This window comes from Haloactinomyces albus, from assembly GCF_031458135.1.
Classification (GTDB): domain Bacteria; phylum Actinomycetota; class Actinomycetes; order Mycobacteriales; family Pseudonocardiaceae; genus Haloactinomyces; species Haloactinomyces albus.
In genome coordinates, this window is sequence record NZ_JAVDXW010000001.1 from 3314962 (window position 1) to 3334524 (window position 19563).

A 19563-nucleotide genomic window follows, 5' to 3' on the forward strand; every position below is an offset into this window, starting at 1 on the left:
TCGCCGGCTGGGCTGGTCCACCGGCCGTTACGGGCACTGAAATCGACGTCGCATAGTCCTTTCACCTTGTCTTGATTTGACCAGCCGTACTACTATCTGAATATGCGGTCAGATAAGAGTACGGATGGCCAGGGAAGGACGTTCACTGAGCAGGCGCGTCGGTCTCAGATCGTGGAATGCGCGATCGCCACGATGACCGAGTTCGGCTACGTACGGTCATCGTTGGCCGAGATCGCGAAACGTGCCGGGATCAGCAAAGGGGTGATCGCGTACCACTTCGCCAACAAGGACGAGCTCACCGAGCAGGTCGTGTTCGAGCTCTACCGTCGAGCAGGGCAACTCATCGGCACGCGGGTCGAAAAGGCTCCGACCGCGGCCTCGGCATTGCAGGGGTACCTCGAAGTGAACCTGGCGTTCATCCAAGGGAATCCCGACCTCGTGCGGGTGTTGACCGACATCGTCATGAACTTCCGTGATGAGAACGGCCACTTACGTTACGGCCCTGACGACGCTGACGGTCTCCTTCAGCATTTGGAGGGCATCCTGCGCCGCGGCCAGGAAACCGGGGAGTTCCGCGACTTTTCCACTCGCCCCATGGCAATCGTGATCCGAGCCGCCATCGATGCTGCGTCCGGCAGGATCAGCATGGATCCACACTTCGACATCGGCGCCTACACCAGCGAACTGATCACCATGTTCGACCTCGCCACCGCGAAGGGCCCACGATGACAACGCTTCCATCGCAGCCGAGCCGCACCAGGCCACGTGCCCAGCTCGTCATGATGCTGCTCGACACCGCGGCACCGTTGGCCCTGTTCTACGGATTGCGGTGGGCCGGTGTGAACCAGTGGCTCGCTCTGATCCTCAGTGGCGCGCTCCCCGTCGTTACGATCAGCTATCGACTCATCACCGAGCGCCGTCTCGGTCTGCTCGCGGTCTTCACGCTTACCATCCTCGCCGCCGGCACGGCGATCGGCTTCGTCACCGGCGATCCGCGTCTTCTGCTGGCTCGTGAGAGTTACCTGACCGGGCTGGTCGGTGTCTGGATCATCCTCACCCTGTGGTTCTCCCGCCCTTTCATTCTGTCCGCGACCCTGCCGTTGCTGCCGGAGAAGACCGCCCGCTCCTGGGAACACGACTGGGAGCACGACCCCACATTTCGGCGAGTCATGCGGATCATGACGATCGCCTGGGGCACGGCTTTCCTCCTCGATGCGGCCGCTCGGATCGTCATGGCCTATACCCTGCCGATCGATCTCGTTCCCCTGCTTAGTGTCTTGTTGCTGGTCGCGATGCTGCTCGTCATCGTGCAGGCCAGTAAGGCCTATGGGCGACGCCTCATGGCCAAGCAGGAGTCCGAGGAAAATTCGCAACAGAGGAAGCGCTGGTGAGAATCGCAGCCGCCCACAGCGTCGGAGACGAATACTTGTCAGCATCGGACGCCGGCTGAATCAGCCTGCCGACCAGCGGTGATGTTCAATTCTCACCGGCTCTTGCCCAGACCCCGGAAGCCCCGGCATGCGCGTCCCACGCGACCGGACGGGTAGGCCGACTCCGTCCCGAGACCGGGACCCCACAGACGCAGAGAGAGCCCGTAGAGGAGCTCGTGCCGTCGACCACGCCCACGGGAGTGGCTCAGTCGTCCTCGACGCCGCGTGCCGCCAGTGCCTCACCGAGCTCGTCGGCATGGCGCAGGGTCCGGACGAGAAACGGCACCGCGAACGCAGGCAGGGAGCGCTCGGCGCTGCGTGCGCGCTGCGCTTCGCGCGTCTCGCCCGCGATCATCGACAATGCCGCGACGGCCTGCAGCGTCAGGCCCACCAGCAGCCCGATCCGCTCCGGCCGGAGCCCGAACCGCCGGATCGGCCGCAGACCGCGTTCCACGGCACCGACCAGGTCGTCGACCCTGGTCGTCAGGGTGAACAGGTTCGCGGCGCCCAAGGCGGCGAGCAGGCGCAGGCACACCACGGCGGCACTGTCGAACCCGAGCAGCCACCACTGCGCGGCGAACACGAACACCAGCACCGGAACCAGCAGGCGCACGACCTGCCAACAGCGCCGTGGGGGCAACCGAGCCACAAGATAGGCCAACGCCACGGCCAGCACGGTCACGCCGAGCCCCATCGGCGAGTGCACGACGAAGATCAGGACGGCGAAGGCCAGCAGGGCCAGGAACTTCCACCCCGCCGCCGCACGGTGCAGCACACTGGTGCCGGGTTGATAGAGGCCGAGAGGAGTCAACTGATCAGCTTCCGGTAGTACTGGAGTGCGGGTTCGGGGAGATCGTCGGCGGCGACCCGGCCCTCGTCCAGGACCACGACGCGGTCGAAATCGTCGAGCAGATCGAGGTCGTGGGTGGCCAGCACGATCTGCTGCGGAAGCTGCTCGAGCCGATCGACGAATCGCCGCTTGTTGCGCAGGTCGAGCAGCGTGGTCGGTTCGTCGCAGACCAGCACATCGGGGTCCAGTACCAGCATCGAGCACAGCGCCAGCAACTGCTTCTGCCCGCCGGAGAGCTGGTGTGCCGGGTGCTCCTCGTACCCGGCCAGGCCGTACCGGGCGAGCATCTCGGCTGCCCGACGTTCCCGCTCCTTTGCCGGTATTCCCTTTCTGCGCAGCGAGAAGGCAACATCCTCACCGGCTGTGGGCATGACGATCTGACTGTCGGGGTTGGTGAAGACGAATCCCACCCGCTTGCGGATCGTGCGGCCCTGCCGGGCCGGGTCCACGCCGTCGACGAGAACCCTGCCGCTGGTCGGATGCACGAGTCCGTTGATCATCCGGGCCAGCGTCGACTTGCCCGAACCGTTCGCCCCGACGAAGGCGATCCGCTGCTCGGTCAACCGCAGGGTCACGTCGTCGACTACGGCGTGATCGCCGTAGCGGTGCCCGACTCCTTCGAACTCGATCACTGTGCTCGCTCCCACATCGTGGCCACACCCAGTCCGCCGCCGGAGGAGATCGCGGCCAGGCCCGTTCGGGCTCCGTCCGCGAGCATCCGATGGAACAGCCGCACCACCAGCACGGCACCGGAGGCACCCCACGGGTGCCCGAGCGCGATCGCACCGCCGTCCGGCCCGGCCGTGCACTCGTCGATTCCGGCCGCGTCCAGGCAGGCCAACGTCTGCCCGGCAAAGGCCTCGTTGAACTCGACGACCTGCGGTGCTCTCCCGTGGTGCCGGAGCACCGCGCGCATCGCGGGTGCGGCACCGAGGCCGAGGCGGTTCGGGTCGACGCCCGAAGCCTGCTGGTCCACCAGTCTCAATCCGGGCAATCCGAGACGCCTGCGGTGGTGTTCGCTGGTGACCAGCACCACCGCCGCGCCGTCGCTGATACCGCAGGAGTTCGCTGCCGTCGTGGTTCCCTCGGGCGTGAAGGCCGGACGAAACCGGGCGAGCCGCTCGGCGGTGAAGCGCTGCCGGGGACGCTCGTCGGTACCGACTCCACCGACCTCGACGAGTTCCGCATCGAACCGTCCACGGCGCTGTGCCTCGACAGCACGGGCGTGACTGCGTGCGGCGAAAGCATCCTGGCGCTGGCGGGAGATACCTGCCTCGGCCGCTACCAGGTCCGCTGCGGGACCCATGTCCGGATCACCGAACCGTGCCGGGGCGAACGGGGCACGCGAGTAGAACCGGGGCGGTTCTGCCGCCGAGCGAGGGCGCCACGCCCGCCACGGAGCCGTGGACGGACTTTCGACGCCGCCTGCCAGGTACGCGTCCCCGATCCCGGCGCGAATCATGGCCGCGGCCGTGGTGATCGCGCTCAACCCGCTCGCGCACTGCCGATCGACCGTCATCCCCGGGACCTCCGCCCCGAGACCGGCATCCAGCGCCGCCACCCGGGCCGGGTTTCCGCCCGGTCCCATCGTGTTGCCCAGCACCACATCGGTGACTTCGTCGAGACCACAGTCGCGCAGTGCCGCGCTCAGCACGGCGGCGGCAAGCCGGTCGGGGCCGAGGTGCCGCAGCACCCCACCAGCCTCCCCGATCGGAGTGCGACGGGCCGCTATCACCACGGGAGCGCGTGGATCCGTCACGAGAGCACCTCCCCGGCCAGCGTCCCCCGGCGCAGGTGCTCGACCACCTGTGCCCGTGCGGGCTTGCCGGATGCTGTGCGCGGAAGCTCCGTGGTGGCCAGCCAGCGCCGGGGACGCTTGCTCGACTCCAGTCCTTCGCGGGCACGGGCGCGCAGCGTGCGCAGCGAGGGGTGTGTATCCGGGGGGACCTCCACGACGGCGGTCACGATCGAGCCGAACCGGGGATGTGGTGTGGCGGAGACCACCACATCGAGGACACCGTCCACGGCCCGCAGGACCGACTCGACCTCTTCGGCGGCGACGACCTTGGCGCCACTGGTGACCGTGGCGCCTGCGCGCCCCAGCACGGTCAGTGAGCCGTCCTCGTGCCGCACGGCCCGATCACCCACACTGGAAAAGCCGGTCTCGACGGGGCGGACCGTGCCTGCCTCGAGGTGACCGCTGAAGGCCAGCGTGGAACGGACCCACAGCGTGCCGGGGGTGCCCGCAGGGCACGAGCGGTCACCATCGCGGATGTCGAGGCCGACGCCCTCGACCGGGCGGAGCGGGGTGCGGTCTCGCCGCAGTGCCACCAGGGAATGTTCGGCGGAACCGTAGTACTCGATCAGCGCGCATTCCGGCAGGTTCCGCGCCAGCCGGTCCCGCAGTTCGTCGTCGACCCGAGCGCCCCCGCAGACGACCGTGCGCACCGCGCATTCCTCGCGCAACCACGGCTGCCGTTCGAAAACCGCCAGCAATGCCGACAGCATCGGCGGAACGAGATGGACCACCGTATGCCTGCGGCAGGCTCGGGCGGCCTCGGTGACCGACCAGCGTTCGAGCAGATGCACCTCGTGGCCGCCGTGCAGTGCGTGCAGCGCGGCGAACAGGAACAGTGACGAACTCAAGGGTCCGGGCACGAGCACGCTCTCGCCGTGCGGAGCGAGTCCGAGGTCGAAGGCGCGGAAACTGTCCAGCCACGAGCGCCGATCACGGACCAGCACCCGTGGTCTGCCGCTGCTGCCCGAGGTCGTGGCCAGGTAGAACGGCGTGGCGTCGGTCCCCTGTGGGGCCACCGGCCGGGGAGCGGACTGTGGCGTCCCGTCCACGACCACCTCCGGGCAGGCATCGCCGAGGACCGCCGCACGCTCCCGTTCCGTCCACGTCGGTTCGGTGAGCAGGGCCGCGGCCCCGAGGAGGTCCGCGCCGAGGAACCAGCACAGGCGCGTCGGTGCGTCGGCGTGTGCCTCGACGGCCACTCGCCCACCCGCACTTGCGCCCGCGGCTCGGAGGTCCCGGGCCGCGCTGTGCACACGCGCGAGGAATCGTGCACCGGTCAGGGTCTCGTGCTCGCCGGAGATCCGGGCGGCGGAGCCGGCGAGGATGGGGGGAGGTGCGTGCATGGTGGTCAGTCCTCGGCGTTGCGCGGGGAGCCGGTCAGCACGGCGGGGACCGCTCGGTGCACGGCGGCCGCGACCAGGGAGACGAGCACGAGCTTCGCGGCATCCCCGGGTACGAAGACGAGTGACTGGATCGCCGCGGCCCGCAGATCACCGGTGAACGCGGCCCAGTACGGGATACCGACGAGGTAGTCCACCGCCACACCGGCGATGTTGGCGAGCAGCAGGATCGGCAGGCCGGGCCGGGGCGCGGCGCGTTGCACGATCAGCCCCACCACGACCGCGGAGAGCACGTAGCCGACCAGGAATCCACCGCTCGGCCCGGCGAAGACGGCGATCCCACCGCGTCCCCCGGACAGCAGGGGCAGGCCGAGAGCGACGAGGGCGAGAAACAGCAGGACCGCGGCACCGCCTCGGCGTGCTCCCAGCATGCTGCCCGCCAGCAGCGGCCCCATGTTCTGCAGGACGATCGGCACGGCGGCGCCGCCGAGGTAGAAGCCGGGAAAGATGCCCAGTACCGCGATGAATGCGGCGAAGACCACCGTCCTGGCCAGTTCCGCTGCGGGCAGAGCCTTGCGGGGAGCCCGATCGCCGGGCGCGCGCTTACCGAGGTCGTGCTGGTCGGGATTGTGCTGATCGGGGGCGGTCGGTGATCCGGGCACGGGGTTTCTCCTCGTCGGTTTCGCCTGGTAACGCCGCTGCCCGCAGGGGCATCGAGGGACGCCGTGGCGGTGCGGCGGCGCCAACCTACCCGGGGCCGTCGATAAAACAGAAAAGATCACTTCCTGTTGTGGAGACCCCACAATCCCGTGGATTTGTGCAGTTTCGCGCGAAACTGCAATTTTTGGGTGTGGCCAACCGAACCGGGTGTGGCCGAGCTGCTGGGGGATCAGTCCGACTGTGCTGCGGCGTCCAGGCGACGGAGGGCACCCCGGACGACATCCGGATCCTGGGTCGTCCAGAACGGTGGCAGCGATGCCCGCAGGAAGCTGCTGTAGCGAGCGGTGGCCAGCCGCGGGTCGAGCACCGCGATGACACCGCGGTCGTTGGTGGAACGCAACAAACGACCCGCTCCCTGTGCGAGCAGCAGTGCCGCATGTGTTCCGGCCACGGTGATGAACCCGTTCCCGCCGTGTGCCGACACCGCTCGCTGCCGTGCGGAGGCCAACGGGTCGTCCGGACGTGGAAACGGAATCCGGTCCATGACCACCAGCTGCAGTGACGCGCCGGGCACGTCCACCCCCTGCCACAGCGACAACGTCCCGAACAGGCAGGTCCCCGGATCCTCGGCGAACCGGTTCACCAGCAGCGAGGTCGTGTCCTCGCCCTGGCACAGCACCGGCGTCGCAAGCCGCTCGCGGAGCGCCTCACCGGCTTGCCGGGCCGCCCGCATCGACGAGAACAACCCCAGCGTTCGTCCGCCCGCAGCCTGCACGAGTTCGGTCAACTCGTCCAGATACTCGGGCGGCAGCTCGCCGGGACCTCGTGGTGGCAAGTGACGGGCGACGTAGAGGATGCCGCTGCGCTGGTACTCGAACGGCGAGCCCACATCCAGGCCGCTCCATTTCACCTCACCGGTGTCCGACGGCGGTTCCTTGCCGACGGCCATATCCGCAGCAGGCTGTGCCCGTTGTTCCGGCGGGAGCCCCCACTGCCGTGCCAGGGTGTCGAACGAGCCGCCGAGCGCGAGAGTCGCCGAGGTCAGCACGGTGGTGCGTTGCCCGAACAACCGTTCCCGGAGTAGTCCGCCCACGCCCAGTGGCGCGACCTTCAGGGTGACCGGACGGTTGGTCTCGCCCGCGATCCAGACGACATCGCGCCGATTGCTCTCGTCCTCGTCGAAAGCCTCCAGCAACCGCACCGCGGTGTCGTGGATCTCCTCGGTCGGCGCCAACGCGAGTTTGCGTGCGGTGCTGTCCTCGAGGTCCTCCCTGCGCTCCGGTCCGAGCGCGGTGACGCAGGCCGCGGCCGCGTCCCGCACCGAGCTCAGGGTCCCGGCCAGGTCTCGTGGCATCTCGTCGAGCCGCTGCGGGTGCGCCTCGGACAGCACGAGCTCCAGGCCGTCGCCGGCCTCGTCCAGCCGATCGGCGATCTCCTGGTCGATGGCCCGTCCGCAGCGGCGTGCGGCGAGTTTGACCGCGTTCGCCGCCAGTTCACCGGTCGCCGCCGAGGTCACGCGGTCGACGAGGTCGTGTGCCTCGTCGACCATGACCACGTCGTGCTCGGGCAGCACCGGCCGGTCGTCCAGAGCGTCGATGGCCAGCAGCGCGTGGTTGGTGACGACGATGTCGGCACGGCCTGCTTCGTTCCTGGCGTGCTCGGCGAAGCAGTCGGTGCCGACCGGGCAGCGATGCGCTCCCAGGCATTCCTTCGCCGTGACCGATACCTGCCGCCACGCCTGGTCGGACACACCCGGCACGAGATCGTCCCGATCACCCGTCTCGGTTTCCGACGACCACTCCCGAAGTCGCTTGATCTGACGTTCCAGTGCCGAAGCCGCGAAGGGATCGAACAGGGCTGACTCGTCGGGCTCCTCCGGAGCGTTGCCGTGCAGCCGATTCAGGCACAGATAGTTGCGTCGCCCCTTGAGGATGGCGAACGTGGGCGTGCGTCCCAAGGCCCCGGCCAGGGCTGCGGTCAGCCGGGGAAGATCGCGGTCCACGAGTTGGCTCTGCAGTGCGATCGTCGATGTCGAGATCACGATCGTGGCACCGGCGACCACGGCATGGCGGATCGCCGGAACCAGGTAGGCCAGCGACTTGCCCGTTCCGGTGCCCGCCTGCACCGCGAGATGTTCCCCGGAACCGATCGCCTGTTCGACCGCTTCGGCCATCGCCGCCTGACCGCTGCGCTGCGTGCCGCCGACGGCGTCGACCGCGATCGTCAGCAGCGTCGAGAGATCGGCGACGTGGTCGGTGTCCGCCGCCTCCGCGTTCTCCGTACTGCCCGTGTTGCCCCCACCGTGGGCCTCGCCGTGGTCCCCACCGCGTGGACCGCCGTGGGGCCGACCGGTGCCACTGTCGGGGGGTCGCTCGTGAGCAAGTTCCGGGGGGAGCTCGTCGTGGTCGTCGAGCTCGAAGACATCGGGGTTGGACCATCGCGGCACGGAAGCGGGCACGTTCGCAGACGCTACCGCCCGGCGCCGAGGCCGAACGGCACGGCACGGGTCAGCGGACGACGGGCTCTCCGACGAGGGTCACGCCCGCCGCCCGCAGCTCTTCGAGCGCGGCGTCGACGGTCGTCCGGGAGACACCGGCGGTGAGGTCCAGCAGCACGCTCGTGGTGAACCCCTCGCGGACGGAGTCCAGCGCGGTGGCGCGTACACAGTGGTCGGTGGCGAGGCCCGTGATGGTCACCCGGTCCACACCGTGCTCGGTCAACCACCGGGCGAGTCCGTTGCCCTCGAAGCCGGAGTAGCCGTCGCTGTACTGCCCCTTGGAGAACACCGCCTGCACCGGGGCGATATCGAGCTCCGGGTGGAAGGCGGCACCCGCCGTTGCCGCGACGCAGTGCACCGGCCAGGAGCGCACGAAGTCCGGTTCGTCGCTGAAGTGCTCGCCCGGGTCGATGTGGTAATCCCGGGTGGCCACGATATGACCGTGGTGCACGGTGGCCATGTGGGCCGAGATGGCCCCGGCCACGCCCGCGCCACCGGGAACGGCCAGGGCACCGCCCTCGCAGAAGTCGTTCTGCACATCGACGACGATCAGTGCCTCGCTCATCTCGTCGGCTCCTCCCGTTGCGGGTCCTCGGATGGCACTTCAGGCGCCCCGGTCGGGGAACACCGTCGGAATCGCCGGTTCGCCCGCCGAGAGCTTCAGGCCTTCCCACGGCACGCTCACCAGCGCATGCCGCAGCCGCTGCCGATTGTCCTCCAGCGTGGGCAGATCATCGACCCGTTCGCCGTTGCGCATCAGCGGAATCGGAACGAACCGGTCGTGCGGCCCTGCCTCCGGGGGAGTGGCACCGGGGGTAGCCGAGTAGACGATCTCTTCGAGTGCGGTACCGGTGCCCTTGTGCGTGCGCAAAGCGCCCTTGCGACCACCGCGGGACTCCTTGTGCGAGCTGCGCTTGGCGACCGGCTTTCCCTCGACCTCGACGAGTTTGTAGACCAGACCCGCCGTGGGAGCCCCCGAACCGGTCACCAGCGAGGTTCCCACCCCGTAGCCGTCCACGGGTTCGGCGCGCAGCGCGGCGATGGAGTACTCGTCGAGATCACCCGAGACCACGATGCGGGTGCCCGTGGCCCCGAGCGAGTCGAGTTGCTCACGTGCCTGCCTGGCCAGGGCGCCCACATCACCGGAGTCGATCCGGATCGCGCCCAGTTCCGTTCCGGCGACCTCGACGGCCGTCTCGATCCCCCGGGAGATGTCGTAGGTGTCCACCAGCAGGGCCGTGCCGGTGCCCAGAGCCGCGACCTGGGCTTCGAAGGCGGAGCGTTCCGAATCGTGCAGCAGCGTGAACGAGTGCGCCGAGGTGCCGGACGTGGGAATCCCGTAGCGGCTTCCTGCCTGCAGGTTCGAAGTGGCCGTGAACCCGGCGAGGTAGGCGGCGCGCGCGGCGGTGACCGCGGCTGCCTCGTGGGCCCGTCGGGAGCCCATTTCGATGATGCGGCGACCGTTGGCAGCCGAGACCATCCGCGCCGCTGCCGCCGCGATCGCACTGTCGTGGTTGAGGATGGACAGGATCACCGTCTCCAGCAGCACGGCCTCGGCGAACGTGGCCTGCACCGTCAGCAGGGGGGAGCCGGGAAAGTACAGCTCTCCTTCGGGGTAGCCGTCGATCCGACCGCGGAAGCGGTACTCCCGCAGCCAGGAGAGAGTGTCCTCGTCGCAGACACCGTCCCGGGCCAGCGCCTGCAGTTCGGCGTCGCCGAAGCGGAATGCCTCGACCGCCTCGAGTACTCGCTCGATCCCGCAGGCGACGCCGTACCGGCGCCCGTCGGGAAGGCGTCGGGTGAACACCTCGAACGTGCATTCGCGGTCGGCGGTCCCGTCGCGCAGCGCGCCTGCGAGCATGGTCAGCTCGTAGTGGTCGGTCAGCAGCGCCGTACTGGCTGGATCGGTCATGCACGCAAGGTTACGGGTAGCCGGATGGCCCTGTGGCCGCTATCCATGCCGATATCCCGTGCGAAAATGGGAGCATGACCTCGCCCGCCGAAGTGGAGCACGCACAGCCCGAGCAGGAGGAATTCGCCTCCGAGGACAAGCCGTGGGTGACCGTGGTCTGGAATGATCCGGTCAACCTGATGTCCTATGTGACCTACGTGCTGCAGAAGATCTTCGGCTACAGCAAGGACCACGCCACCAAGCTCATGCTGGACGTGCACAACCACGGCAGGGCGGCGGTGTCCTCGGGTTCGAAGGAGAAGGTGGAGGCCGACGTGGCGAAACTGCACGCCGCGGGTCTCTGGGCAACGATGCAGAAGGACTCATGAACGGGCAGCGGATCCTGTGAACGGCTGGACGCGCAAGAACGGTCACCTGGTAACTCGCCTCGCCCCGCAGGAAGCTGCGGTGGTCCGTGGTCTGGTCGGCCAGATCAAGGACATGCTCACCGCGCGTGCGGATGAGGCGCCTGCGGACGAGCTGAGCGAGCTCACCGGTATCCGCACCGGGCCGACGACGCCCCCGGAGGACCGGGTGATGGGTCGATTGCTGCCCGATTTCTATCGGCGCGACCCGGAGACCGGGGAATCCGATGCGGAAGAAGCCGATGCCGCGGGGGCGATGCGCTCGCTGCACGAGCCGGAACTGCTGGAGCTCAAAACCGGTGTGGCGGCCACGGTGCTGGACACCTGTCCTCGGGACGGCGGCACGGTGAAGCTGACCGAGGAGCAGGCGGACAGTTGGATGTCGGCGATCAACGATGTCCGGCTGGCTCTGGGCACCGCCTTGGACATCGACGAGGACATGCCCGAGGAGCTGCCCGAGGACGACCTGCGCCGAGAGCACCTCAACGTGTACCAGTGGTTGACCTGGGTGCAGGACAGCCTGGTGGAGGCCATGACCTCGTAGGTGCAGGGTCGGGGCAGCTCGCTTCGGTGGTTTCGCTCGGCGTCGTTGCGGCCCCGCCCCTGCACTCGGGACGCAGCGGCGTTGCCGTCCGCTCGGGTGGCGACCGACATGGCGCGAACGCTCAGGTGTGGAGGAGACCCGATGACGGAGGAGCCGCGGCCCGGCCGGGCGAATGCGATCACCGATGTCGACGGCGTGCGAGTGGGGCATCACCAACGCCTGGACGAACGGTGGGCGACCGGGGTCAGTGCCGTGGTGGTTCCGGAGGGAGCGACCGCGGCGGTCGACGTCCGCGGCGGCGGACCCGGCACCCGAGAGACCGATGTGCTGCATCCCACCCATCTCGTGCAGCAGGCGCACGCCATCGTGCTCGCAGGCGGGAGTGCCTACGGCCTGTCCGCCGCCGACGGCGCCATGCGCTGGCTCGCCGAGCGCGGGCACGGCTTTCCCGTGGGTGAGACGCCGCACGAGGTGGTTCCGATCGTTCCCGCCGCCGTGCTGTTCGACCTGCCGATGGGGGAGTGGGGTAACCGGCCCGACGCGACATTCGGGTACACGGCCTGCGACGCGGCCACCACCAGTGAGACTCGGCAGGGCAATGTCGGGGCGGGAACCGGCGCGGTCGCCGGGAGCGTGAAGGGCGGTACCGGCACGGCCAGCGCCGTGCTGGGTGATGCGGCCCTGCCCGGCGGGGCCACCGTCGGTGCGCTGGTGGCGGTCAACTCCTCGGGGGCGGTGATCGACCCGGCCACGGGACTGCCGTGGGCGGTGGGACTGGAGTTGGCAGGGGAGTTCGGTCTGCGCCCGCCCGATGCCGCCGAGGTCGAAGCGGCGCGCGAGCGGGCGGGCAGCCGCCCCGCCCGCCGGGGGACGTCGGCGCGACCGCTGAACACCACGATCGGTGTCGTGGCCGTCGATGCCCCGCTGAGCAAGGCCGAGTGCCACCGCGTGGCCGTGGCCGCCCAGGACGGATTGGCGCGGGCGATCAGGCCCGCGCACGCAATGTCCGACGGCGACACGGTCTTCGCGCTGTCCACCGGTCGTAGCGCGCCGGAGACGGACGACCGGGCACGGTGGGCGAGCGCGCTCGACGGACTCTGTGCCGCTGCCGCCGATGTCCTGGCGCGCGCGATCGTGCACGCGGTGCTGGCGGCCGACCCCCTCGGCGACGTGATCCCCTACACGGGCCTCTACCGTTCGGTCCGGGAATGAAGCACCGTCTGAGAACGTTGCACGTGGAAAAGCCCCCGCCGGAGGAGTTCACATCGTGAGACCCCGGTGACTCACCCCGTAGGATGGTGTCTGTGCTGGTGATCCGACGCGACCTCGTGGACGCGATGGTCGCGCATGCTCGACGGGACCACCCGGACGAGGCGTGCGGTGTCATAGCAGGCCCGGAAGGGTCGGAACGGCCGGAACGGCTGATCGAGATGGCCAACGCCGAACGTTCGCCGACCTTCTATCGTTTCGACTCGGGCGAGCAGTTGCGAGTGTGGCGCGAGATGGACGCTTCCGACGAGGAACCAGTGGTGATCTACCACTCGCACACCGCGACCGAGGCGTATCCGTCTCGCACGGATGTCTCCTATGCCTCGGAACCCAATGCGCATTACGTACTCGTGTCCACCAGAGACCCCGAGGACCACGAACTGCGCTCCTATCGCATCGTCGATGGCGTTGTGACCGAGGAGCCGGTGGAGGTCGTCGAGTCGTACATGTTCGCCCACACCGGTGCCGACGAAGTCCCCGACTGTCGGTGATGCATTCCCCGCGTCGGCCGATCGGGTCGGCTCGGTGCGGTCGACGCGAGCAAGTTCGTCATTGTCAATCCTTGTAGTGCACAGGAGGTTCCGTCATGGCAATCAACGTTTCGATCCCGACGATTCTGCGTACCCACACCGGTGGTCAGAAGTCCGTCGAGGCCAACGGCAGTACGGTGGCCGAGGTCATCAACGACCTCGACAGCAGGCACGACGGTCTCAAGGACCGGCTCGTCAAGGAGGGCAACCTGCACCGCTTCGTCAACGTGTACGTCAACGACGAGGACGTGCGGTTCGCCGGTGGCCTGGACGCCAGTGTCAGCGACGGTGACAGTGTGACGATCCTGCCCGCCGTTGCCGGCGGCATGCGCTGAGCTCTGCTGCGCAGGGAGGAGGCTGACCATGGCCCGTTACGACTCGTTGCTGGATGCTCTCGGCGACACCCCGCTGGTGGGGCTGCCGTCGTTGTCGCCGTCCGAGGACGTGCGGCTCTGGGCGAAGCTGGAGGACCGTAACCCGACCGGTTCCATCAAGGACCGGCCGGCGTTGGCGATGATCGAGGCGGCCGAGAAGGAGGGCCGTCTCACGCACGGTTGTACGATTCTGGAACCCACTTCCGGAAACACCGGGATCTCGCTGGCCATGGCAGCCAGACTCAAGGGCTACGGCCTGGTGTGTGTGATGCCGGAGAACACCTCGGAGGAGCGCAGGCAGATCCTGCAGGCGTTCGGTGCGCGGATCATTTCCTCTCCGGCTGCGGGCGGCTCCAACCAGGCGGTGGTGGTCGCCAAGGAACTGGCCGAGCAGAACCCGGACTGGGTGATGCTCTACCAGTACGGCAACTCCGCCAACGCCGAAGCGCACTACCACGGCACGGGCCCGGAAATCCTGCGTGACCTGCCCAGCATCACGCATTTCGTCGGTGGGCTGGGCACCACCGGCACTCTGGTCGGCGTGGGGCGCTACCTGCACGACCAGAAGCCGGACATGCAGATCGTGGCCGCCGAACCCCGATACGGGGAACTCGTCTACGGATTGCGCAATCTCGACGAGGGGTTCGTTCCCGAGCTCTACGATGAGGACGTACTGACCCGGCGGTTCTCGGTCGGCTCCTACGACGCGCTGCGCCGCACGCGGCAGCTGCTGGACAGCGAGGGCATCTTCGCGGGGATTTCCACCGGTGGTGTGCTGCACGCGGCGCTGACCATCGCGGAGAAGTCGGCCAGGGCGGGCGAGTCCGCCGACATCGTGTTCATCGTCGCCGACGCGGGATGGAAATACCTGTCCACCGGCGCCTACACCGGCACCCTCGACGAGGCCGCACAGGGTCTGGACGGCCAGCTCTGGGCCTGACGTGAGGCGAAAACTCGGGGTTCGTCCCCGAGTTGCGCGGGGGCTCGGCAGCGTAATGTCGTGGTGTGGAAACAGTGCCGGAACCCTCGAACGGTCGTCGACGAGCCCGCGTCGTGCCCGCGAAACCGGCGCGCGCGGCTCTCGTGGTGGCCGTGTTCGTCGCCGTTCTCTACACGCTCGAGCTTCTCGACGTCCTCGTCACGGCGGTCAGCCTGGAAAGCAACGGTATCGACCCTCGTTCCGTGACCGGCCTGGACGGGGTGCTGTGGGCCCCGCTGCTGCACGACGACTGGGGTCACCTGCTCGCCAACACCGTGCCGATCCTCGTGCTCGGCTGGCTGACGATGGCCGGAGGAGTGCGGCAGTTCATCGCCGTGACCGCCGTCGTGTGGCTCTTCAGCGGCGTGGGCACGTGGTTGGTCGGTGCGGAGGGCAACCACATCGGAGCGTCCGGGCTCGCCTTCGGTTGGCTGGTTTTCCTGCTGGTGCGCGGCTTTTTCGCCCGCAGCTTCGCGCAGGTCGTGGTTGCCCTGGTGCTGTTCTTCTACTGGGGCGGCATGCTCTGGGGAGTGCTGCCGGGCCCGCCCGGTGTCTCCTGGGAGGCGCACCTGTTCGGTGCGTTCGGCGGGTTGCTGGCTGCCTGGTTGGTCGCCGGAAGTGACCGCAGCAGGCGCACCCGCACACACCGGACTCGTCCTCCTGGGACAATGAGCGCGTGACGGATGCGCCGATCGGGATTTTCGACTCCGGTGTCGGCGGGCTGACGGTCGCCCGCGCGGTCATGGACCAGCTACCCGGTGAGCGGCTGCGCTACGTCGGCGACACCGCCCACGCTCCCTACGGCCCGCTGCCGCTCGCCGAGGTGCGCAGGAACGCGCTCGCGGTTGCCGACGCGCTGGTCGACAGCGGGGTGAAAATGCTGGTGATCGCCTGCAACACCGCCTCCGCGGCATGCCTGCGCGATGCCAGGGAGCGTTACGACGTCCCCGTGGTGGAGGTGGTGCTGCCCGCTGTACGCCGGGCTGTGGCGACCACCCGCAACGGACGCATCGGCGTGATCGGTACCACCGCCACCATCCAGTCCCGCGCCTACGACGATGCCTTCGCCGCCGCCCCGGATGTGGCGCTGAGCACGGTCGCCTGCCCGCGCTTCGTGGACTTCGTGGAGCGCGGCACGACCACGGGACGCCAGGTGCTGGGGCTGTCCCAGAGCTACCTGGATCCACTGCAGCAGGCCGATGTCGACACGCTCGTGCTCGGCTGCACGCACTATCCGTTGCTGACCGGGGTTCTGCAGATCGCGATGGGGGAACAGGTCGCTCTGGTTTCCAGTGCGGAGGAAACCGCCAAGGACGTGGTGCGGGTGCTCACCGAGCACGACCTGTTCGCCGAACCCGCTGCCGAGCCCGTGCCCGCACACGAGTTCCGGTCCACCGGTTCGCCGGAGTCGTTCGCGAAACTGGCCCGCAGGTTCCTCGGCCCGGCGATGCCGGCCGATGCCGGACAACTGCTCGACGTGTCACGCTCGTCGGCGTGAAACTCACGGTTCTCGGTTGTTCCGGCAGCATTCCCGGCCCCGACTCGCCCGCCTCCGGCTACCTCGTCGAGGCCGGGGACACCCGCATCGTGCTGGATCTGGGCAACGGCACGCTCGGGATGTTGCAGCGGTTCGCCGATCCCTTCCTGCTCGATGCCCTGCTGCTGTCGCACCTGCACCCGGACCACTGCGCCGACGTCGGCGCGCTCACGGTCATGCGGCGCTACCATCCGGCGCCGCCCTACGAGCCGACACAGCGGCGCCTGCCGGTGCTGGCACCACCGGAAGCTCCCGACCGGCTGGCCGCGCTGTATGCGCCGTCGGCTGCCGAGCGCGCCGAAACCGACCTGTCGGACGTGTACGAATTCCGGGAGCTGCCGGTGGCTCCGGTGCGTATCGGCTCGTTCGAGGTGCGTGCGATTCCGATGACACATGTGTGCCCGACATGGGGCTTCCGGGTGACAGCGGGCGACAAAGTGCTCGCCTACACCGGCGATACCGGTCCGTGCGCGGAGGTCGCCGAGCTCGCCAGGGACGCCGATGTGCTGCTGTCCGAGGCATCGTGGGCGGACTTCCCCGAAGCGCCCGCCGGGCTGCACCTGTCCGGACGCCAGGCCGCCGAGACCGCGCGCGAGGCCGGTGCGCGGCGACTACTGCTCACTCATCTACAGCCGTGGACCGAGGGCCGTGCCGTTCTCGACGAGGCACGTGCGTGTTTCGAGCCCGCCGAGCTGGTTCAAGCAGGCCACACCTATACCGTTTAAAGGAGGGATTATGACCATCACCGCCGTATGGCCGATCAGTTCGTCCGAGGACCCGAACGCGGGAGACGGCCGGACAGTCACCGAACCGGAGGAGATCGATGACCTGATCAGGCGTTTGTCGGAGCCGAACGCGGGGCCGGCCACCATCTGGCACGAGGGCCGTGAACCGGCCGAGGCGGACACCGAAATGCTCGACCACGACGTGCTCGCGGTGGTGCACAACGGCTATGGCTACCTCGCCTACATCGATGCGGGCAACGACTTCGCGGTGCTCGACGGTGACGCGGACTCGCCCGGATGCGAGGGCGAGGACATCGATTTTCCGGAAGGCAGCGGTGTCTCCACGGGAGTGCTCGCCGAGGCGCTGCGCGAGTTCCTTCGGACCGGGCAACGCCCGACATCGGTGCACTGGCAGCCGATGGAGATCTGAGCTGCCGCGCACGCCGTGGCGGATCATCGAGCGGTGTGCACGGCTCATCGGGACAGGCCTTAGGGTGGGCGCGTGGCACGAGCTGACGGTAGGAGCGACGATGCGCTCCGGGATGTACGGATCACCCGCGGATACCAGGACTGGCCTGCCGGCTCGGTCCTGGTGGAGTTCGGACGCACCCGCGTGTTGTGCGCGGCCAGTGTCCAGGATGGTGTCCCGCGCTGGCGCGCCGGTTCCGGCCTGGGCTGGGTCACCGCCGAGTACGCGATGCTGCCCTCGGCGACCGGCACTCGCGGCGCTCGGGAGTCGGTGAAGGGCAAGATCGGCGGCCGCACCCACGAGATCAGTCGGCTGGTCGGGCGCTCGCTACGTGCCTGCATCGACATGGGTGCCCTGGGCGAGAACACGATCACGCTGGACTGCGACGTGATTCAGGCCGACGGTGGCACCCGCACGGCTGCGATCACCGGCGCCTACGTGGCGCTCGCCGATGCCGTGACATGGTTGCGGGCCTCGCGTCGGCTGTCGGACCCGAAGCCGCTGTCCTGTTCGATCGCCGCCGTGAGTGTCGGTGTCGTCGACGGCCGGGTACGGTTGGACCTGCCCTACGAGGAGGATTCGCGTGCCGAGGTGGACATGAACGTGGTGGCCACCGACCACGGCACGCTGGTCGAGGTGCAGGGAACCGGCGAGGGAGCCACCTTCCCCCGATCCACGATGGACAAGATGCTCGACTTCGCGCTGGCGGGCTCCGACCGGTTGTCGCAGATGCAGGCGGCCGCATTGGCCGAGCCGTATCCGGGGAAGCTGCCCGGAGGCAAGGCGTGAGCAGGCTGCTGCTGGCCACCCGCAACGCCAAGAAGCTGACCGAGCTTCGCCGGGTTCTCGAAGCCGAGGGCGTGACCGGTGTGGAGGTCGTCGGACTGGATTCGGTTCCCGAGTTCCCGGAGGCCCCAGAGACCGGCGCGACGTTCGAGGACAACGCCGTGGCCAAGGCGACCGATGCCGCTGCCGCAACGGGTCTGCCCGCCGTGGCCGACGACTCGGGGCTGACCGTGGCAGCCCTCAACGGCATGCCCGGCGTGCTCTCGGCGCGCTGGGCCGGTCGCCACGGTGACGATGCCGCCAATCTGGAGTTGCTGCTCGGCCAGCTCGCCGATGTGCCCGACGAGCGCCGGGCAGCGGCCTTCGTGGCGGCTGCCGCGTTGGTGACGCCGGGCGGTGGCGAGGTCGTCGTGCGCGGTGAGTGGCCCGGCAGCCTGACGCGCGAGCCGCGCGGGACCAACGGCTTCGGCTACGATCCGATCTTCGTCCCGGAGGGGGAGACCCGCACCTCGGCCGAGCTGACCTCGGCGGAGAAGGACGCCGACTCCCATCGCGGTCGTGCCCTGCGATTGTTGCTGCCGCACCTGCGGGAGCAGGCGGAGTAGATCACGAAAGGAATCGCCAGTGGTCCACTGTGATCCCCGCCGCCCCGGTGTGGGCAGGGTGAATCCGGGCAGCTAATTTCCTGGCTCGTGTTCACCGGATGGCTCGAACTGGCCCTGTTCGCCGTGATCGGCCTCTTCTCCGGAGCGATCAACGCGGTCGCCGGGGGAGGCTCACTGCTGGTCTTTCCCGCACTGCTGGCCACGGGGATGACGCCGCTGGTGGCCAACGTGACGAACTCGGTGGCCCAGGGCCCCGGCTTCGTCGGGGCGGCTGTCGGTCAGCGCAACGACCTGGTCGAGCAGCGGCAACGGCTGGTGTGGACCTCGATCGCTGCGGCGGTGGGCTCGGCGATCGGTTGCCTCCTGCTGCTGACGTTGCCCGGTTCGGTGTTCGACATGGTCGTGCCCGGACTCGTGGGATTGTCGGCGGTGCTGATGGCGTTCCAGGGCGCGCTCAAGAAGTGGTTGGGCAACCCCGATCAGGATGCTCCGGACCACACCACCCTGCTGACCGTGGGGATCTTCCTCGCCTCGATCTACGGTGGCTATTTCGGCGGCGCACGCAGCGTCATCCTGATCGTGATCCTGGCGCTCACGGCGCATGCTCCGCTGCGCAAGCTCAACGCCGTCAAAAGCTGGCTCAGCCTCGTGGGCAGTGCGGTGACCCTCGCCGTGTACGCACTGTTGGCGCCGGTCGCCTGGTCGGCCGTGCTGCTGCTCGTTCCCACGACGTTGCTCGGTGGTTACATCGGCAGCAAGCTCGCGCAGCGGTTGCCCGCCACGGCACTGCGCTACCTCGTCGTGCTGATCGCGGCGGCCGTGGCGATATACATGGCTTTCGACTGATCGGACAC

At 68.7% G+C, this 19563-nt stretch carries 23 protein-coding genes; 15 read left to right on the forward strand and 8 right to left on the reverse strand.

Annotated features, from left to right (window positions below; genetic code table 11):
- Window positions 1-102 precede the first annotated feature (102 nt).
- Both JOF55_RS15710 and JOF55_RS15715 read left to right on the forward strand, forming a co-directional pair.
- Window positions 103-729 (forward strand): TetR/AcrR family transcriptional regulator, encoded by a 627-nt coding sequence (locus tag JOF55_RS15710; protein ID WP_310274961.1) that lies wholly within the window; start codon window positions 103-105, stop codon window positions 727-729.
- Window positions 726-1391, forward strand: a complete 666-nt coding sequence (locus tag JOF55_RS15715; RefSeq protein ID WP_310274962.1) for a VC0807 family protein — start codon at window positions 726-728, stop codon at window positions 1389-1391. Before JOF55_RS15710 ends, JOF55_RS15715 begins: the two co-directional genes overlap by 4 nt.
- 244 nt (window positions 1392-1635) lie before the next feature.
- Here the strand turns inward: JOF55_RS15715 and JOF55_RS15720 are convergent, their stop codons facing one another.
- From JOF55_RS15720 to JOF55_RS15755, 8 genes are all read right to left on the reverse strand, one after another.
- A complete protein-coding gene (locus JOF55_RS15720) occupies window positions 1636-2241 on the reverse strand; it encodes an energy-coupling factor transporter transmembrane component T family protein (protein WP_310274964.1) in 606 nt (201 codons plus the stop codon).
- Window positions 2238-2912, reverse strand: coding sequence for an energy-coupling factor ABC transporter ATP-binding protein (locus JOF55_RS15725; RefSeq protein WP_310274966.1), 675 nt, complete (start codon window positions 2910-2912; stop codon window positions 2238-2240). Before JOF55_RS15725 ends, JOF55_RS15720 begins: the two co-directional genes overlap by 4 nt.
- Entirely contained in the window at window positions 2909-4039 is a 1131-nt protein-coding gene (locus JOF55_RS15730; RefSeq protein WP_310274968.1) for a thiolase family protein, read from the reverse strand. Before JOF55_RS15730 ends, JOF55_RS15725 begins: the two co-directional genes overlap by 4 nt.
- Complete coding sequence (locus JOF55_RS15735) at window positions 4036-5421, reverse strand: AMP-binding protein (protein ID WP_310274970.1); 1386 nt, start codon at window positions 5419-5421, stop codon at window positions 4036-4038. The genes JOF55_RS15730 and JOF55_RS15735 overlap by 4 nt, the downstream gene beginning before the upstream one ends.
- A 5-nt stretch (window positions 5422-5426) precedes the next feature.
- Entirely contained in the window at window positions 5427-5987 is a 561-nt protein-coding gene (locus JOF55_RS15740) for a biotin transporter BioY (protein WP_510184017.1), read from the reverse strand.
- 320 nt (window positions 5988-6307) lie between these two features.
- A complete protein-coding gene (locus tag JOF55_RS15745) occupies window positions 6308-8308 on the reverse strand; it encodes an ATP-dependent DNA helicase (protein ID WP_510184018.1) in 2001 nt (666 codons plus the stop codon).
- Window positions 8309-8585: 277 nt separating this feature from the next.
- Window positions 8586-9140: a nicotinamidase gene (locus tag JOF55_RS15750; RefSeq protein WP_310274975.1), complete on the reverse strand. Its 555-nt coding sequence runs from the start codon at window positions 9138-9140 to the stop codon at window positions 8586-8588.
- A 39-nt stretch (window positions 9141-9179) separates the two neighbouring features.
- Window positions 9180-10487 carry a nicotinate phosphoribosyltransferase gene (locus tag JOF55_RS15755; protein ID WP_310274977.1) on the reverse strand — a complete coding sequence of 436 codons (1308 nt, stop codon included), beginning with the start codon at window positions 10485-10487 and terminating at the stop codon, window positions 9180-9182.
- A gap of 74 nt (window positions 10488-10561) precedes the next feature.
- Between JOF55_RS15755 and clpS the strand changes: the two genes are divergently transcribed.
- The 13 genes from clpS (at window position 10562) to JOF55_RS15820 (ending at window position 19555) form a co-directional block, all read left to right on the forward strand.
- A complete protein-coding gene (gene clpS, locus JOF55_RS15760) occupies window positions 10562-10855 on the forward strand; it encodes an ATP-dependent Clp protease adapter ClpS (RefSeq protein ID WP_310274980.1) in 294 nt (97 codons plus the stop codon).
- Window positions 10856-10871: 16 nt separating this feature from the next.
- Entirely contained in the window at window positions 10872-11435 is a 564-nt protein-coding gene (locus JOF55_RS15765) for a DUF2017 domain-containing protein (protein ID WP_310274982.1), read from the forward strand.
- Window positions 11436-11576: 141 nt separating this feature from the next.
- Window positions 11577-12647, forward strand: coding sequence for a P1 family peptidase (locus tag JOF55_RS15770; protein WP_310274984.1), 1071 nt, complete (start codon window positions 11577-11579; stop codon window positions 12645-12647).
- Between the two features lie 92 nt (window positions 12648-12739).
- Window positions 12740-13195, forward strand: coding sequence for a M67 family metallopeptidase (locus JOF55_RS15775; RefSeq protein ID WP_374727288.1), 456 nt, complete (start codon window positions 12740-12742; stop codon window positions 13193-13195).
- A gap of 95 nt (window positions 13196-13290) precedes the next feature.
- Entirely contained in the window at window positions 13291-13569 is a 279-nt protein-coding gene (locus JOF55_RS15780; protein WP_310274988.1) for a MoaD/ThiS family protein, read from the forward strand.
- A 28-nt stretch (window positions 13570-13597) separates the two neighbouring features.
- Complete coding sequence (locus tag JOF55_RS15785) at window positions 13598-14548, forward strand: PLP-dependent cysteine synthase family protein (RefSeq protein ID WP_310274990.1); 951 nt, start codon at window positions 13598-13600, stop codon at window positions 14546-14548.
- 113 nt (window positions 14549-14661) lie between these two features.
- Window positions 14662-15267 carry a rhomboid family intramembrane serine protease gene (locus JOF55_RS15790; RefSeq protein ID WP_310274992.1) on the forward strand — a complete coding sequence of 202 codons (606 nt, stop codon included), beginning with the start codon at window positions 14662-14664 and terminating at the stop codon, window positions 15265-15267.
- Window positions 15264-16085 (forward strand): glutamate racemase, encoded by an 822-nt coding sequence (gene murI, locus JOF55_RS15795; protein ID WP_310274994.1) that lies wholly within the window; start codon window positions 15264-15266, stop codon window positions 16083-16085. Before JOF55_RS15790 ends, murI begins: the two co-directional genes overlap by 4 nt.
- Complete coding sequence (locus tag JOF55_RS15800) at window positions 16082-16849, forward strand: MBL fold metallo-hydrolase (protein WP_310274996.1); 768 nt, start codon at window positions 16082-16084, stop codon at window positions 16847-16849. The genes murI and JOF55_RS15800 overlap by 4 nt, the downstream gene beginning before the upstream one ends.
- Window positions 16850-16859: 10 nt before the next feature.
- Window positions 16860-17279 (forward strand): Imm1 family immunity protein, encoded by a 420-nt coding sequence (locus JOF55_RS15805; RefSeq protein ID WP_310274998.1) that lies wholly within the window; start codon window positions 16860-16862, stop codon window positions 17277-17279.
- A gap of 72 nt (window positions 17280-17351) precedes the next feature.
- The gene (gene rph / locus JOF55_RS15810; RefSeq protein ID WP_310275001.1) at window positions 17352-18107 is read left to right on the forward strand and encodes a ribonuclease PH; all 756 of its coding nucleotides are present in this window, start codon (window positions 17352-17354) and stop codon (window positions 18105-18107) included.
- A complete protein-coding gene (gene rdgB, locus JOF55_RS15815) occupies window positions 18104-18709 on the forward strand; it encodes an RdgB/HAM1 family non-canonical purine NTP pyrophosphatase (protein WP_310275003.1) in 606 nt (201 codons plus the stop codon). The genes rph and rdgB overlap by 4 nt, the downstream gene beginning before the upstream one ends.
- 87 nt (window positions 18710-18796) lie before the next feature.
- Window positions 18797-19555 (forward strand): sulfite exporter TauE/SafE family protein, encoded by a 759-nt coding sequence (locus tag JOF55_RS15820; protein WP_310275004.1) that lies wholly within the window; start codon window positions 18797-18799, stop codon window positions 19553-19555.
- Window positions 19556-19563: the final 8 nt, after the last annotated feature.

Coding starts and splice junctions, on each gene's coding strand:
- JOF55_RS15805 (WP_310274998.1), top strand. CDS start 16,860: ATGACCATCACCGCCGTATGGCCGATCAGTTCGTCCGAGGACCCGAAC.
- JOF55_RS15770 (WP_310274984.1), top strand. CDS start 11,577: ATGACGGAGGAGCCGCGGCCCGGCCGGGCGAATGCGATCACCGATGTC.
- JOF55_RS15780 (WP_310274988.1), top strand. CDS start 13,291: ATGGCAATCAACGTTTCGATCCCGACGATTCTGCGTACCCACACCGGT.
- JOF55_RS15710 (WP_310274961.1), top strand. CDS start 103: ATGCGGTCAGATAAGAGTACGGATGGCCAGGGAAGGACGTTCACTGAG.
- JOF55_RS15750 (WP_310274975.1), bottom strand. CDS start 9,140: ATGAGCGAGGCACTGATCGTCGTCGATGTGCAGAACGACTTCTGCGAG.
- JOF55_RS15755 (WP_310274977.1), bottom strand. CDS start 10,487: ATGACCGATCCAGCCAGTACGGCGCTGCTGACCGACCACTACGAGCTG.
- JOF55_RS15785 (WP_310274990.1), top strand. CDS start 13,598: ATGGCCCGTTACGACTCGTTGCTGGATGCTCTCGGCGACACCCCGCTG.
- JOF55_RS15735 (WP_310274970.1), bottom strand. CDS start 5,421: ATGCACGCACCTCCCCCCATCCTCGCCGGCTCCGCCGCCCGGATCTCC.
- JOF55_RS15715 (WP_310274962.1), top strand. CDS start 726: ATGACAACGCTTCCATCGCAGCCGAGCCGCACCAGGCCACGTGCCCAG.
- clpS (WP_310274980.1), top strand. CDS start 10,562: ATGACCTCGCCCGCCGAAGTGGAGCACGCACAGCCCGAGCAGGAGGAA.